Below are 13,985 nucleotides of genomic sequence, written 5' to 3' on the forward strand. Positions count from 1 at the left end.
CTGTCGTTGGTGGAGACCGGCAAGCGATTGGGCCGCTGCCCACAGGAGTGGTTGAGGGCCGTGGTCAGGGCGTGCATCGAGAAGACAGATTATCCCATCCCGGCAGAACTGATGCCGTCAACCCCGTCCTGGTGAATAGATACGTTGAAAGAGTGGATGGAGCGGTTCCATGGGTGGGTAGCGACCCACTATCTGAGGAATTATCTGGGTTGGCGAAGGATGCTGGAGCGCTATGGACGGGAAGTGACTATCCCACATTGCTTGCAGGAGGCGCTGGGGCGCCCCATGCAACACGTAATTGGGACATAGCCTTTATTTATGACATCACAACATGTGGCTATTTCAGCCACGAATATGCGCGATAAAGGCGTCGATCTGTTCGCGGCCGCAGGCGGGGTTCATGAAGACCGCCTTCTCGCCGGCGATGTAGGAATACTTGCCTCGCTCGTCGTATTCCGAGTGTGCCACCGCCTCCACCCAGTTGGTGTAGAGCCCTACCTTGCCACGTCCCTTGAACAGGCTGCGGTGGTAGTCGGTGTTGCGCTGCAGGCGCGCCTTGTAGGCGGGATCGCTGGAGCGGGCCAGCTCGAAGGCGAACTCGGCCTCGGGGTCCTGTACCCACTCTGAGTTGTAGATCTTGAAGCCGACACTGGGCCCCTGGTTCTCCTGGGCCACCAGCTTGACGTTGCCGAGCTGGCTTAACCGGAAGCGGAAGTAGTTGGCGTTTTGCAGGCAGTGGGCAAGCACGGTGCGATACCCCTCCACCCCCAGGTAGTTGAGGGCCGCATAGGCACCGAACAGGTCGCTCGCCCCGCGGGAGCACTCGATGGTGGATTGCAGGTGGGTCTGACCCTGGATGTCCCGCTCGAAGTAGGAGAAGTGCTCCGGATCGTTCTCCATCGCCTTGAGATCGTCCTGCTCTTTTATCATCACCAAGCTGGAGGTGTAGGGCACATAGCCCCACTTCTGGAAGTCCACGGTGAAGGAGTCGGCGTATCTGAGCTCGGCGAAGCGGCTCACGTTGCGCTCGATCCCCGCCAGGGTGGCGGCGTTGATGGCGAGCGGGTTGGCGGCAAAGTCGTAGTCCAGGAAGAAGATCATCGACCAGCCGATGGCGGCGTCGACGTGGATGTAGGGCCTGACCGCCACCTCGAACCGCTCGCAGAGGCGATCCCGCAGCTCGACCACGGGTTTGACCCTATCCACCCCGAAGGTGTCGGTGGTGCCCATGGTGAGCATGATGGTGGGCACCACGTGATGAAGGGCGAAGCAGGCGGTCAGGGTACGCTCGAGGTGGTCGAGATCGATGTCGTTGTTCTCGCCCACCTGGATGCGGATGGTCTTGTTCTCGATGTCCACCCCGAGCAGGGAGAGGTTGGTGATGTTGGAGTAGTGGCCGCCCTGGGAGTTGATGATGCGTTGACATCCTCCCCGCCCTAAAGGACGGGGATTCCTACTGCGGTTAGACGATTACGCCTAATTCGCTTCGGTGGGTTCCTGCTGCTGGCGGCCTTATTGCACCACTCACTTCACAGGCTAACTGGGCGTGTCCCGCCCTTAACACATTGATCGCGCCGACCAGATCGGCGTTTTCTTTAAAACCACACTCCACACATTCGAACGTAGCTTGTGTTTGACGATTATCAGCCGAGATATGCCCGCAACATGGGCACGTTCGGCTGGTGTTCTTCGGCGGCACCGCTATCAAATGCCCGCCATTCCAAGCCAGCTTGTAGTCGAGCTGACGCCGAAACTCGCCCCAGCCTTGATCTAAAATAGCCTTATTCAGGCCCGACTTGGCTCGCACGTTGCGCCCAGGCGTGTCAGTTGTGCCCGCCGCTGACTTGGACATATTTCGCACCTGCAAATCTTCAACACAGACCAGCGCGTGGTTTTTGCTGATGGCGGTCGAGATCTTATGCAAGTAGTCGCGGCGGGCACTGCCGATATGAGTCTGGATGCGCTGAATACGGGCTTTCGCTTTCTTCCAATTGCGGCTGAATCTGACTTTGCGGCTCATCGCCTGCTGCGCTTTGCGCAAGGCTTTTTCGTGAGCCTTGAAACTATTGAGTGGGTCTTTGTGGCTGCCATCTGACAGGGTGACAAAGCGTTTAATCCCCATATCGAGGCCAACAGCTGTGCCTTGATGAACGGGCACATCAACCTCTCGCTCGGTCTGGATAGCGGCATACCACTTACCGCTTGATTGGCTCACGGTAATGTTCTTGATCACCCCGAGCGCATCCCGACTGTTGCGGTAGCGTAGCCAACCCAACTTAGGCAGGAACAGACGGCTATTGGCCTGATCGAGCTTGAAACCTTGCGGATAGCGGAAGCTGTCGGATAAACCCTTCTTTTTGAAGCGAGGGAAATCGGCGCGTTTGGCGAAGAAGTTAGTGTAGGCTCGCTCCAGATCTTTTAGCGTTTGCTGCAAGGGTTGGGATGGCGTTTCGGCAAGCCAAGCGGTTGAGTCTTCCGACTTCCATTGGGTGAGCTGTTTACACAGCTCCGCATAGCCACAATGCTGTTCACTTAAGAGAATTTGAGTTCCAGTCTACGTAGTATCAGGACAAAAAATCGAGGGAGGCATGATGCCTCCCTCTTTCTATTGCAAGCCCCGCTGGATAAAGGCTGGAGGAAGATCGACTGGACACAGCCTTGCCCCCTCAACTCAAATCCAATTTATGAATAATCAGTCAAAAAAGTGCTTATCTGAACAGCATTGCCGCATAGCCAAGCTTTTTCTCGCCCTGTTCAAAGCGCTCCTGCTGCAACGCCAGCGCCTTGTTGAACACGAAACGGCATGAACCAGCGAAGCGGCGCATTCGCAGCTGTTGCTGGCCGTCTGGCCGAAGTTCATATTTGAAGGCTTGAAGTCGTTGCATGGCTATAATATACTTTGGTCTATGAGCAAAATCAATGACATTAGAACTGGCAGATACTGCGTTTTCTCTATGCATGTTCATTTGGTCTTTGTGACGAAATATCGCAGAAGAGTATTCGACAACGCCGCCATCGACCGCCTTAGAGAGCTGTTCTCCAAGATCTGCGCTGACTTTGAAGCAGAGCTAAAAGAGATGGATGGAGAGGTTGATCATGTTCACCTGCTGGTGAATTACCCGCCAAAAGTGGCATTATCGGCGCTGGTGAACAGCCTAAAAGGGGCATCCAGTCGGGTGCTGCGAAAAGAGCGGCCAGACATCGCCGCCAAGTTCTACTACAAGGGCATGTTGTGGTCGCCATCTTACTTTGCATCGAGTTGTGGCGGCGCTCCGATAGAGATCATCCGGCAGTACATCGAGCAACAGCAAACACCTCATTAACCATGGAACGGCTACGCCATTCACACCTTATATCCCCGCCATGAATGACGGGGCTTTACGGTGCTTTTGGGTAATCCTGATAGTGGCCTAGCCCCTTGTGCTTGGCCTGTGGCAGGCTCTTGCGGATGCCGAGCAGGTAGCCATAGAGGTTACAAAACGTCCCCCCCTGGGTGAAGATGCCGGTGGCGCGGGCCGGGTCGTAACCCGCCAGCAGCGCTATCTGGCGCACCACCTTCTTCTCCAGCTCCTCGGCCACCCCGGCATACTCGGAGTAGACCAGGTTGGGGTTGGCGAGGATCCCCATCTGGGCGCCGTAGATGGCGGGATCCGCCGACATGGTGATGACGTTCTCGACGCTGGAGGGGTTCTCCCAGTCCTTTGACAAGGCGCCGGCAAACAGCAGCTCGGCCATGGGCTCGCCCGGGGTGCGCATGGTGGCTGGCACCGGCATGGTCTCGCAGAGATCCGCCAGACGGGCGCGGCCATCGGGCCAGGCGTTGAGGCGCGCAGCCGGGGCCAGTCCACGGGCGCGAAACTCGTTGAGGGTGGCAAAACCGGGCTCGCGAAAGACCGGCCAGAGATCGGGGTTGCGCGAGAAGAAGTGGGCTTTGACGGTGGCAAAACGGCGAGCGAATTCGGGGGAGACGGCGTTGACGCCCTCATCTTTCAGATAGACCAAGTGATTCATTTTTATACCATTGATACTGCTGAGGTGCGGTTTTTATACTCCAGTGACACCTCTATCAACAGAGACAATAACTAATGGTCTGCCCTACTTTTTGTCATGTTGGCGCCCTGAGGGGCGCCGCGCCCCCTCTTCCCTCTTTTCCCCTGTTCATCTTGTGATCCTGGTCATGGGCAAGGTCAGCGCAGGGCGGTCAGCAGCCATGCCGAAAACCCTTCCAGCTCGGGGTTGGCCGAAAACGTCGCCCGCCACTGACGCAGCAACTCGTCGATGGCCTCGGGACGATAGGCCACCCCGGGCAGGCGTGCGGCCAGGTCATCCAGGGGCGCAGGGTCCAGGGTGTCGCTGAAAATCTGTGCCCGTCCTATCACCCCCTTCTCCACGTCGAAATGAAGCTCGACCCCGCCCCAGGGGAAGCGCTCCTCCAGCAGGTGGCTGAAGGCGGGAGCATGGCCGAAGTTCCACTCCCAGCTGCGTTGGCGGGCAAAGGTCTCGGCAAAGCCGGGCAGGTCGGGCATCCGCTCGGGGGAGATGTGCTCGGGCGGCACCACCTCACCGTAATGGGCAAAGAAGGCGTCGCACAGGGCCTGCACCACCTGCTCATGACCCAGGCCAGGCAACAGCTCGCCAAGGTTCGCCACCCGGCTTCTCACCGAGCTGATACCCTTGGCCGCCAGCTTCTTGGGGTCGGGATTGAGGTAGTGGGCGAGGCGGCCGAGATCGGCGTCCAGCAGCAGGGTACCGTGGTGAAAGCCGCGATCATGGGTCTCCCGGTAGGCCGAACCCGACACCTTGCGATCCCCGTCCGGGGTCGCCACCAGCAGGTCGTTGCGCCCGGAGGCAAAAGCACTCACGCCGAGTCTGGCGAGGGCATCAATGACGATGGCGGTGGAGACGCTCTTGTCATAGCCGGGCTTGCCCGCCATGAAGGTGAAACAGCTGTTGCCAAGGTCGTGGAACACGGCGCCGCCCCCGCTGCTGCGCCGGGCCAGGGTCACCCCGTCCTCTTCCATGCGGCGGGTGTTGCACTCCTTCCAGGGGTTCTGGGCCCGGCCTATCACCACCGTATTGTCGTTGCGCCACAGGAACAGCACCCGCTGGGCCGGGTCCATCTGGCGAAAGATGCACTCCTCCACCGCGAGGTTGAACAGGGGATCGTGGGAGTCGGAGAGCAGCAGGCGCAAGGAAGACATGACAGGACCTTCTCGGAAAACAGGAAACGGATGACTACCATACCACCCTGAACGAAGGAAGGCGTCCCCCGACCGCCACAGGTCGACACCCGACACGGACAAGAGCATCAACTTCTGATACGACAGGAGAAGATAAGAGGGAATTGCAGAAAACACGCAGTTTGTCATTAACAGGCGAGAAGAGAGGCGGCAGCCATCCCTCCTGGAATGACACCTAATGCCCTTGTCACCGGCCGGTGACGGGTTGACAAGGTTTCAAAATGAGCCGTGACGCCCATTGACGTGATGAATGACACAAAAATGACTTTTAATGCCTCCCGCGCCCCATCTTATTGGGGCTTGCTCCCCTTGCGAATAACAGGAAATTGTTTGACTCTAGCCAGAAGAGCACCTCCCGAGAGAACAGCGGTATGACGGAGTCCGATGCATCTCGCCAGCCTGTACGCTGGCTTCTGCCCTTCTGGGTGATGATTGCCACCCTGACCACGGCTCACCTCAGGGCGGATGAGCGCGTCATCCTGCAACTTCCCTGGCAGCACCAGTTCCAGTTTGCCGGTTACTACGCCGCCATCGCCAAGGGGTTCTACCGGGAGGCCGGCCTGCAGGTCACCCTGCGGGAGGCGGGGCCGGGCACCGACGTCATCAATGAAGTCACCACGGGTCGCGCCCAGTTCGGCATCCGCGGCAGCGATCTGCTGCTGGCCCGGGCAGCAGGCCGCCCTGTGGTGGTGCTCGCCGCCATGTTGCAGCACTCCCCCCTGATGCTCATCACCCTGGAGCGGCCGGATATCCAGACCCCGGGCGATCTGGCCAACAAGCGGCTGATGCTCGAACCCGGCTCCAACGAGCTGCTCACCTACCTGCATCGCTACACCCGCAGCCGGCAGTGGGAGACCCTGCCCTACGAACGGGGGGTCCAGGCACTGCTGAGGGGCCAGGCGGACGTCATCAGCGCCTACAGCACAACCGAGCCCTTCACCCTGCAGCAACAGGGCATTCCCTTCCGGGTGTTCAGCCCCCGCGACATCGGTTACGACTTTTACGGAGACAACCTCTTCACCTCGGAGAGTGAGGTCATCAACCAGCAGGAGCGGGTCCAGCGCTTCTTGCAGGCCAGCCTCAAGGGGTGGCGCTATGCCATGGATCATCCCGAGGAGATGATCAACCTGATCCTGGAGCACTACCCCAGCGGGGCCGGGCGCGAGGCGCTCGCCTTCGAGGCCCGTGAAACCCGGGCCCTGATGCAGCCCGACATCATCGAGCCCGGTTACATGCAGCAGGATCGCTGGCAGCAGATCGCCCGCACCTACCAGGAGGCCGGGATGATCAAGGCGGTGCCCAACCTCACCCCCTTTCTCTACAACAGTACCCAGGCGAGCCTTCGTCAGCAGCGCCAACTGCTCGACAGGAGCGTGGCCATCGCCATGCTGATCTCTTTCTCCCTGCTGGCCCTGCTCGGCGTCTTCCTGCACCTCTATCTGCGTCTGCGGGAAGAGGCCAGTGACCGACAGCGGCTCACCCGGGAACTGGCCCAGCGCGAGCAGCACTACCGCTTCGTGGCGGAGAACAGCGGCGACGTGATCTGGACCATGGACACCGACAGCCTGCGTTTTCGTTACATCAGCCCCGCCATCGCGTCCCTGAGCGGCTATGAGCCCGCAGAACTCTTTGCCCTCTCCCTGCGCCAGCTGCTCCCCGATGAGTCCTGGAAACAGCTTCGCGACGGCATCACCGCCTCCCTCGAGGCCTGGCAACGGGGGGATCATGGGCAGACCCGGTGCGTCATCCACTCCCAGCTGCGCCACAAGCAGGGTCATCTGGTGACCATCGAGACGGTCACCACCTTGCACGGCAGCACCAGCACAAGACCGGACGCCATTTTGGGGGTGACCCGGGATGTCACCGAACGTTCGGCCCGGGAGGAGATGATGCGCCGCCTCGCCTTCTATGACCCCCTCACCGGCCTGGCCAACCGCCGCCTGCTGCAACAGCGGCTCAAGGAGACCCTGGAGCAGGCTCCCCAGCAGCCCCTGGCCCTGGTCTTCATCGATCTCGACCACTTCAAACCCATCAATGACACCTTCGGCCACGAAACCGGCGACCTGCTGCTCAAGTTGGTGGCCGAGCGCATGGGGGAGTGCGTCAGAGAAGAAGACCTGGTGGCACGCCTTGGGGGGGACGAATTCGTGATCATGCTGCCCGATACGGATGCCTCGGCCCTCGCGGTCGCCGACAAGCTGCACCACTGCCTGCATCACCCCTTCCAGCTTGAGCAGCAGGCGCTGCGCATCTCCGGCAGCATAGGGGTCGCCCTCTATCCGGATCACGGCACCGACCCCAAGACCCTGATGCACCACGCCGATCAGGCCATGTATCAAGCCAAGCACCATGGCCGGGGCAGGGTCTGCCTGTTTTCCACCGGGCAGGATCCCCTCCCCGGCACCCTGCAATGGCAGCCCGCCCACGCATGCGGCCACCCCCGCATCGATGCGGACCACCGCCAGCTCTACCTGCTGGCCAACCGCTTGCTCGAGCACATGCAGGATCCCGGCATCCATCCCGATGCCTTGCTGGCAGACATGGCGCAGATATTCGAGATGGCGCGCCAGCACTTCCTCCTCGAAGAGCAGGTCCTCGCGCAATATGGCTATGAGGAGCTGGCGGCCCATCGCCAGGAGCACCAGCATCTGCTGAAAAAAGCCGGTCAGCTGATGGCGGCCGCACAGGCGGGCACCCTTGGCAACGACGCCCTGCTCAACTTCATCATCCAGGAGCTGGTCGTGGGTCACATGAGCCAGGCGGATCGCCGTTATTTCCCCCTGATGAAAACCTGCGATGCCCGCGAGGCGGTGTGATGCCAGAAAACAGGGGGCATTGGCCCCCTGTGTTTACCTCTGACTTCGGCGCACAAGCAGGCTGTAGTAGAGCAGCGGGATCACCACCAGGGTGAGCAGGGTGGAAACCAGGATCCCGAAAATCAGGCTGATGGCCAGACCGTTGAAGATGGGATCATCGAGGATGAACAGGGCCCCGATCATCGCCGCCAGCGCCGTCAGCATGATGGGTTTGGCCCGCACCTGGGCCGCCGCAATCACCGCCTGCTCGAACGCCACGCCATTCGCCCGCTGCTGTTCGATAAAGTCCACCAGCAGGATGCTGTTGCGTACGATGATCCCGGCCAGGGCGATCATCCCGATCATCGAGGTGGCGGTGAACTGGGCCCCCAGCAGGGCGTGACCCGGCATCACCCCGATGAGGGTGAGTGGAATGGGTGCCATGATGATGAGCGGCACCAGATAGGATCGGAACTGGGCAACCACCAGCAGGTAGATGAGGATCATCCCCACCCCGTAGGCTAGCCCCATGTCGCGGAAGGTCTCGTAGGTAATCTTCCACTCCCCGTCCCACAACAGCGCCACCTCCCCCAGCTTGTCGGGCTGATGCACGTAATACTGTGGCAGCGAGATGTCGGCACCGGCGGCAAACATGCCGTAGAGCGGGCTGTCGGCATGGCCGCCCATGTCAGCCACCACCATCACCATGGGCTGCATGTTCTTGTGCATGAGGTAGCTGGGGGCGACCTCGTCACGACGGCTCACCAGCTCGGAGACCCGCACCAGCTGGCCGCTCTGGCTGCGCACCTTGAGAGCCAGGATGCCGGTCAGATCCCGCTTGTCACCGGGGGCGAGCTCGATGCGGATCGGCACCGGATACTTGGCGCCTTGCCCCTGCAGCCAGCTCGCATCCTGATAACCCACGCCCCCGTTGAGGGTCGCCACCAGATCCCCAAGATCGACCCCGAGCAGGGCCGCCTGGGCGCGATCCACCACCAGCCGCCACTTGGGCTGGGGGTCGGTCAGATAGATGTCCACGTCCACCAGATCCGCCGTGGCCACAAAGCGGGCCTGTACGGCGCGGGCAGCGGCTTCACGGGCGGCCTGCGTCGGGCCATACACTTCCGCGACAATGGGTGACCAGACAGGCGGTCCCGGGGGCACCTCCACCACCTTGAGATTGCCCCCTGCCGCGCTGGCGATGGCCTGCAAGGGCGCACGCACCGACCGGGCAATCTCGTGACTGCTGCGATGGCGCTCATGCTTGTCCACCAGATTGACCTGGATGTCCCCCACGTTGGCGCCGCTGCGGATGAAGTAGTGGCGCACCAGCCCGTTGAAGTTGATGGGGGCCGCACTGCCGGCGTAGATCTGGTAGTCCTTCACTTCCTCCACCTTGGCAAGCTCCCGCCCGACCGCCAGCAGGGTGCGCTCAGTCTGCTCCAGGGTCGCCCCCTCCGGCATATCGAGCACCAGCTGGAACTCCGATTTGTTGTCAAAGGGGAGCATCTTGAGCACCACCCACTGCACCACTGGCATGGCGGCGGCTGCCCCGACCAGCAGCAGGATAACCAGCCAGAGCTTGTGCCTCGCTCTCTTGGCCCCATCACCGATCAGAAAAGGGGTCATCAGCCGGTGAAAAAGACCGACCTTGGCCTCGCCGTGGACACCGTGTACCTCCCCCTTGAGCAAATGGCTCGCCAGCCAGGGTGAGAAGATAAAGGCCACCAGCAGGGAGATAAGCATCCCCATGCTGGCATTGATGGGGATGGGGCTCATGTAGGGGCCCATCAGGCCGCTGACAAAGGCCATCGGCAGCAGTGCCGCGATGACGGTCAGGGTCGCCAGTATGGTCGGCCCCCCCACCTCGTCCACCGCCCCCGGAATAAGATCCTTGAGCGCCCCCTTGCCCAGACCGCGATGGCGGTGGATGTTCTCCACCACCACGATGGCGTCATCCACCAGAATGCCGATGGAGAAGATCAGCGCAAACAGCGACACCCGGTTGAGGGTAAAGCCCCAGGCCCAGCTGGCAAACAGGGTCAGCGCCAGGGTGATGACGATGGCAACGCCCACCACCAGTGCCTCGCGCCAGCCCATGCTCACCAGCACCAGCAACACCACCGCCGTGGTGGCAAAGATCAGCTTGCCGATCAGGGTGTTGGATTTGGTCTCGGCGGTGACGCCGTAGTCACGGGTCACCGTCACCTCGACCCCGGCAGGGATCAGCCGATTCTGCAAACTCTCGACCCGCGCCTCTACCCTCTTGGCCACCTCGACCGCGTTCTGGCCCGGCTGCTTGCCGATAGCCAGGGTCACTGCCGGATAGCTGCGATCCCCCAGCCCCATCCAGCTGCGCTTGGTCGGGGTCTCCTGACCTAGGGAGACCTTGGCAACCTCCCCCAGATAGACCGGCTTGCCGTCGTGCAGCCCCACCACCAGTTCTCTAGCCTCCTGCTCGCTTTGCAGGAACTGCCCCACCTGCACCTTGATCTCACTGTTGTCTTGCTCGATGGCCTGTGTTGTGCCCACCTGATTGGCGGCTGCCAGTCGCTGACTCAGCTCGCCCCAGCTGATGCCGTGGGCGCTGAGGGCCGCCGGATCCGGCATCACCCGCAGCACGGCGCTCTGGCTGCCCAGCGTGTAGATATCGCGGGTGCCGGGAATCCGCTTGAGTTCGGTCTCCAGCTCATGGGCGACCCGAGTCAGCTCGGGGGCACCCAGCTGCTTGCTCCCATCTTTGCTCCATAAGGTCAAACTGACGATGGGGACATCGTCGATCCCCCGGGGTTTTACCAGTGGCTGACCGACCCCGATCCCCTGTGGCAACCAGTCGCGGTGGGAGTCGAGCTGGTTGTTGAGATCGACGATGGCCTGCTCGCGGCTCACCCCCACCTTGAACACCACCACCAGCAGGGCCCCATCGGGTTGGGAGAAGGAGTAGAGGGTATCGATCCCCTTTATCTGGGAGACCACCTGCTCGGCAGGGGTGGTGACGAGAGAGGCCACTTCAGCCGGGGTGGCCCCCGGGAAGGGGATATAGACATCGGCGAAGGTGACATCGATCTGCGGCTCCTCCTCCTTGGGGGTCACCAGCACCGCAAACAGGCCGAGTAGCAACCCCACCAGCGCCAGCAGCGGGGTGATGGCCGAGCCCTGAAACAGCGCCGCCAGCCGACCGGCAGGCCCCAGCCTCTCCCTGTTGCCGCTCAGCTCGCTACTCATGGGCCACCTCCTGCTGCTGCGCCCAGGCATCGGGGGCCAGCTTGTCGCCGGCTTGCAGACCGGCCAGGATCTCGCACTGTCCCTCGACGCAATCGCCGACCCGCACCGGCGTCAGGACCCAGCCAGCGGGCTGCTGCAGATAGACGCCGTTGAACTCCCCTTGCCGCAGCAGGGCGCGGTCCGGCACCTGCAACACCAGACGCTCACCCCGCTTGAGCTGCACCTTGAGCCACATGCCGGGCAATACCCCGGCGGTGTGCGGCGGCAAGTCGAGGCGCAACCGGAAGGCGTGGGTCTGGCTGTCGGCATAGTTGAAGCGGGTCAGTTTGGCGGGGGTTAGAGTCTTGCCATCGGGCAGCAGCACCTGCACATCCGCAGGCTCACGAGCAAGCGTCAGGGCGGATTGTGGCAACTCCACCTCCACCCGCAAGGTATCGAGGGAGAAGCCGGAGAGCAGCGGGGTACCCGGGGCGACTGTCTCCCCCAGCTCTACCAGCCGCTTGGTCACCACCCCAGCGTAGGGGGCGAGGATGCGGGTATAGCCGTAGGCTTCCCGGGCCTGGATGAGGGCGGCCTCGGCGGCATTGACCTCGGCGCGGGCGGCCCGATCCGTTGCCTGGGCGTTGTCGAGCTGGGCCCGGGTGATCACCCCCTTGGCGATGAGGGCCTGATAACGGGTGAGCTGGCGCTCGGCCTCCACCTGCTGGGCCTGGGCCCTGGCCACCCGCGCCTCGGCGCCGGTCAGGGCGGCAGATTGCTCCTTGCCGCTTATCTCGAGCAGGGGCTGCCCGGCCTGTACCTCGTCGTTCACATCCACCAGCATGCGGGAGACGCGGCCACTGGTCTGGGCCGCGACCGTCCCCTGATGAATGGCGCTCACGGTACCGCTCAGGGTGAGCCAGTCGATGACGCGCTGCGGGGTCAGCGTCAGCAACCCCTTGGCCTCCTCGGCCGCCACCAGGGTGGATGTCATGACCAGCAGGGTGGTCACCAGCAACCGGATTGTGTTCATCATGATTCTCCTTCCCTGGCTCATGGGCACCTTGAAAACTCAGGCAGTACGGTGCTGGCGAGCCTTCTCCAGCACCCTGTTCCAGACCTTGTCCACCAGCAGGATCCCGGCCGCCATGGCCCCGATAAACAACATTATCATGGGCTGTCCGCTGGAAATGAGACTCAAGGCGGGCCCTGGACAGATGCCGACCAGGCCCCAACCGATCCCGAACAGCGCGGCCCCGCCGATCAGGCGGCGATCCAGCCTGGGGGTGGGGACGGCGACGATGGGCTCACCCAGCACACTCTGTCGACGGGGTTTCACCAGCAAAAAATAACCCGGCATAAAGACCAGCAGGGCGCCTCCCATCACGAAGGCGAGGCTGGGATCCCAGGCCCCCGCCAGATCGAGAAAACCGGTGACCCGGGCGGGATCCACCATGCCGGAGATGGCCATCCCCAGCCCGAACAGCAGGCCCGCAAACAAACTTGTCAGCAACTTCATGGCGATCAGCTCCTTACAGCAGATGATGAGTGACGAAGACGGTGATGAAGCCTGCCGCCATAAAGATCAGGGTGGCGACGATGGAGCGCAGGGAGAGCCGCCCCATGCCACAGATGCCGTGGCCGCTGGTGCAGCCATTGCCAAGACGGGTACCAATACCGACCAGCAGACCGGCCAGCAGCACCACCGGCCAGCCGGGCAGCGTGGTGAATGCAGGCATGGTGGCCCAACCCAGGGTCAACGCCAGCCAGGCGCCCGCCCCGAGCCCCAGCAGAAACAGCACCCGCCACGGCGCCCGGTGTTGCAAGGCGCCGGCCAGAATGCCGCTGATCCCGGCAACCCGGCCGTTGAACAACATCAGGATCAGGGCCGACAGCCCCGCCAGCATGCCGCCGCCCAAAGAGAGCAGCCATTGGCTTTCCATCATCAAGATTCCTTATTTTCTGAGTGACAAAAATGGGTTTGCAGCGCCGCCAGCACATCGGCCGCCGCCTCGCTCACCAGGGAGTAGTAGATCTGCTGGGAGACTTTGCGCGAGCGGACAAGGCCCTGGCGCTTCAATACCGACAGTTGCTGGGAGAAGGCCGACTGCCCGAGCTGGCTGTGGGCCAGCAGCTCCCCGACCCCCATCTCCCCTTCCACCAGCTGGCAGAGCACCATCAGGCGTTCGGGATGAGCCAGCGCCTTGAGCAGGCCGGCGGCGGCTGTCGCATGTCGGTTCATCTCGTCGAAGTGGCTCATAAGATTAAATTAGCAATTGCTGATATTTGTTCCATTGTATAAAACAACTCTAAATTAGCAATCACTAAACAAAAGGAGACGAGAAATGACCGTCGATAACGGAGTCAGAGTGGTCGCGGGTGGCATGTTGCTGCTGTCGCAGCTGCTCACGGCCTGGGTCCACCCGGGTTTTGTCTGGTTGAGCGTCTTTGTCGGGGTCAACCTGTTTGTCGGGGTCAACCTGATCCAGAGCGCGTTCACCGGGTTCTGTCCCGCCGCCGCCGTGCTCAGGCGAATGGGGCTCAAATAGGCAGGCGGACATATTGGCTCACAGGAGCCGTGTAATAGAGCGGAGGCTCATTTTGACATCCTCCCCCACCTTAGCGCTTCGCGTCACAGGAGGGGGATTCCCATTACTGGGTGATAGCTGCTCGCGCAGTACCGGGTTCCTGCTTCATCGGGCGGCCTGATTGCACCACGCCTCCACAGGCTAAAACGGCGTGTCCC

11 protein-coding genes and 3 pseudogenes are annotated in these 13,985 nt (G+C 61.8%); 4 read left to right on the forward strand and 10 right to left on the reverse strand.

Annotated elements, in window-relative coordinates:
• Nucleotides 1-144: 144 nt before the first annotated feature.
• Nucleotides 145-309: pseudogene (locus tag J9889_RS13065) on the forward strand (IS1595 family transposase); the annotation flags it as partial.
• Nucleotides 310-342: 33 nt separating this feature from the next.
• Here the strand turns inward: J9889_RS13065 and J9889_RS13070 are convergent.
• From J9889_RS13070 to J9889_RS13080, 3 genes and pseudogenes are all read right to left on the reverse strand, one after another.
• A pseudogene (locus tag J9889_RS13070) lies at nt 343-1,419 on the reverse strand (pyridoxal-dependent decarboxylase); the annotation flags it as partial.
• Between the two features lie 43 nt (nt 1,420-1,462).
• The gene (locus J9889_RS13075) at nt 1,463-2,542 is read right to left on the reverse strand and encodes a transposase (protein ID WP_349237012.1); all 1,080 of its coding nucleotides are present in this window, start codon (nt 2,540-2,542) and stop codon (nt 1,463-1,465) included.
• A 166-nt stretch (nt 2,543-2,708) separates the two neighbouring features.
• Nucleotides 2,709-2,960, reverse strand: coding sequence for a helix-turn-helix domain-containing protein (locus tag J9889_RS13080; protein WP_246878089.1), 252 nt, complete (start codon nt 2,958-2,960; stop codon nt 2,709-2,711).
• Here J9889_RS13080 and tnpA point away from each other — a divergent pair.
• Nucleotides 2,907-3,323: an IS200/IS605 family transposase gene (tnpA, locus tag J9889_RS13085; protein ID WP_210556948.1), complete on the forward strand. Its 417-nt coding sequence runs from the start codon at nt 2,907-2,909 to the stop codon at nt 3,321-3,323. The genes J9889_RS13080 and tnpA overlap by 54 nt on opposite strands.
• A 70-nt stretch (nt 3,324-3,393) precedes the next feature.
• Here tnpA and J9889_RS13090 read toward each other — a convergent pair.
• Nucleotides 3,394-4,011: pseudogene (locus J9889_RS13090) on the reverse strand (aspartate aminotransferase family protein); the annotation flags it as partial.
• 176 nt (nt 4,012-4,187) lie between these two features.
• Nucleotides 4,188-5,201: a lipoate--protein ligase gene (locus tag J9889_RS13095; protein ID WP_041205367.1), complete on the reverse strand. Its 1,014-nt coding sequence runs from the start codon at nt 5,199-5,201 to the stop codon at nt 4,188-4,190.
• Between the two features lie 467 nt (nt 5,202-5,668).
• On the opposite strand from J9889_RS13095, the gene J9889_RS13100 reads away from it, so the two are divergent.
• Entirely contained in the window at nt 5,669-8,056 is a 2,388-nt protein-coding gene (locus J9889_RS13100; protein ID WP_227263737.1) for a diguanylate cyclase, read from the forward strand.
• 33 nt (nt 8,057-8,089) lie between these two features.
• On the opposite strand, the gene J9889_RS13105 is transcribed toward J9889_RS13100, so the two are convergent.
• From J9889_RS13105 to J9889_RS13125, 5 genes are read right to left on the reverse strand one after another with little or no spacing between them, the layout of a single operon-like run.
• Nucleotides 8,090-11,260, reverse strand: a complete 3,171-nt coding sequence (locus tag J9889_RS13105) for an efflux RND transporter permease subunit (protein ID WP_210556949.1) — start codon at nt 11,258-11,260, stop codon at nt 8,090-8,092.
• Entirely contained in the window at nt 11,253-12,272 is a 1,020-nt protein-coding gene (locus J9889_RS13110; protein WP_160837221.1) for an efflux RND transporter periplasmic adaptor subunit, read from the reverse strand. The genes J9889_RS13105 and J9889_RS13110 overlap by 8 nt, the downstream gene beginning before the upstream one ends.
• Before the next feature lie 39 nt (nt 12,273-12,311).
• Nucleotides 12,312-12,758 carry a YeeE/YedE family protein gene (locus J9889_RS13115; protein WP_210556950.1) on the reverse strand — a complete coding sequence of 149 codons (447 nt, stop codon included), beginning with the start codon at nt 12,756-12,758 and terminating at the stop codon, nt 12,312-12,314.
• Between the two features lie 13 nt (nt 12,759-12,771).
• Nucleotides 12,772-13,185, reverse strand: a complete 414-nt coding sequence (locus J9889_RS13120) for a YeeE/YedE family protein (protein ID WP_171269915.1) — start codon at nt 13,183-13,185, stop codon at nt 12,772-12,774.
• The gene (locus J9889_RS13125; protein WP_210556951.1) at nt 13,185-13,499 is read right to left on the reverse strand and encodes a metalloregulator ArsR/SmtB family transcription factor; all 315 of its coding nucleotides are present in this window, start codon (nt 13,497-13,499) and stop codon (nt 13,185-13,187) included. The genes J9889_RS13120 and J9889_RS13125 overlap by 1 nt, the downstream gene beginning before the upstream one ends.
• Before the next feature lie 85 nt (nt 13,500-13,584).
• On the opposite strand from J9889_RS13125, the gene J9889_RS13130 reads away from it, so the two are divergent.
• Nucleotides 13,585-13,788 (forward strand): DUF2892 domain-containing protein, encoded by a 204-nt coding sequence (locus J9889_RS13130; protein WP_210556952.1) that lies wholly within the window; start codon nt 13,585-13,587, stop codon nt 13,786-13,788.
• Nucleotides 13,789-13,985 lie beyond the last annotated feature (197 nt).

This window comes from Aeromonas sp. PrichA-15 (genome assembly GCF_017939245.1).
In the GTDB taxonomy this organism is placed as follows: domain Bacteria; phylum Pseudomonadota; class Gammaproteobacteria; order Enterobacterales; family Aeromonadaceae; genus Aeromonas; species Aeromonas caviae.

Excerpts from the sequence above, each read along its gene's own strand:
- J9889_RS13100 (WP_227263737.1), top strand. The coding sequence starts at position 5,669 with ATGATTGCCACCCTGACCACGGCTCACCTCAGGGCGGATGAGCGCGTC.
- J9889_RS13120 (WP_171269915.1), bottom strand. The coding sequence starts at position 13,185 with ATGATGGAAAGCCAATGGCTGCTCTCTTTGGGCGGCGGCATGCTGGCG.
- tnpA (WP_210556948.1), top strand. The coding sequence starts at position 2,907 with ATGAGCAAAATCAATGACATTAGAACTGGCAGATACTGCGTTTTCTCT.
- J9889_RS13130 (WP_210556952.1), top strand. The coding sequence starts at position 13,585 with ATGACCGTCGATAACGGAGTCAGAGTGGTCGCGGGTGGCATGTTGCTG.
- J9889_RS13125 (WP_210556951.1), bottom strand. The coding sequence starts at position 13,499 with ATGAGCCACTTCGACGAGATGAACCGACATGCGACAGCCGCCGCCGGC.
- J9889_RS13080 (WP_246878089.1), bottom strand. The coding sequence starts at position 2,960 with ATGCATAGAGAAAACGCAGTATCTGCCAGTTCTAATGTCATTGATTTT.
- J9889_RS13115 (WP_210556950.1), bottom strand. The coding sequence starts at position 12,758 with ATGAAGTTGCTGACAAGTTTGTTTGCGGGCCTGCTGTTCGGGCTGGGG.
- J9889_RS13095 (WP_041205367.1), bottom strand. The coding sequence starts at position 5,201 with ATGTCTTCCTTGCGCCTGCTGCTCTCCGACTCCCACGATCCCCTGTTC.
- J9889_RS13110 (WP_160837221.1), bottom strand. The coding sequence starts at position 12,272 with ATGAACACAATCCGGTTGCTGGTGACCACCCTGCTGGTCATGACATCC.
- J9889_RS13105 (WP_210556949.1), bottom strand. The coding sequence starts at position 11,260 with ATGAGTAGCGAGCTGAGCGGCAACAGGGAGAGGCTGGGGCCTGCCGGT.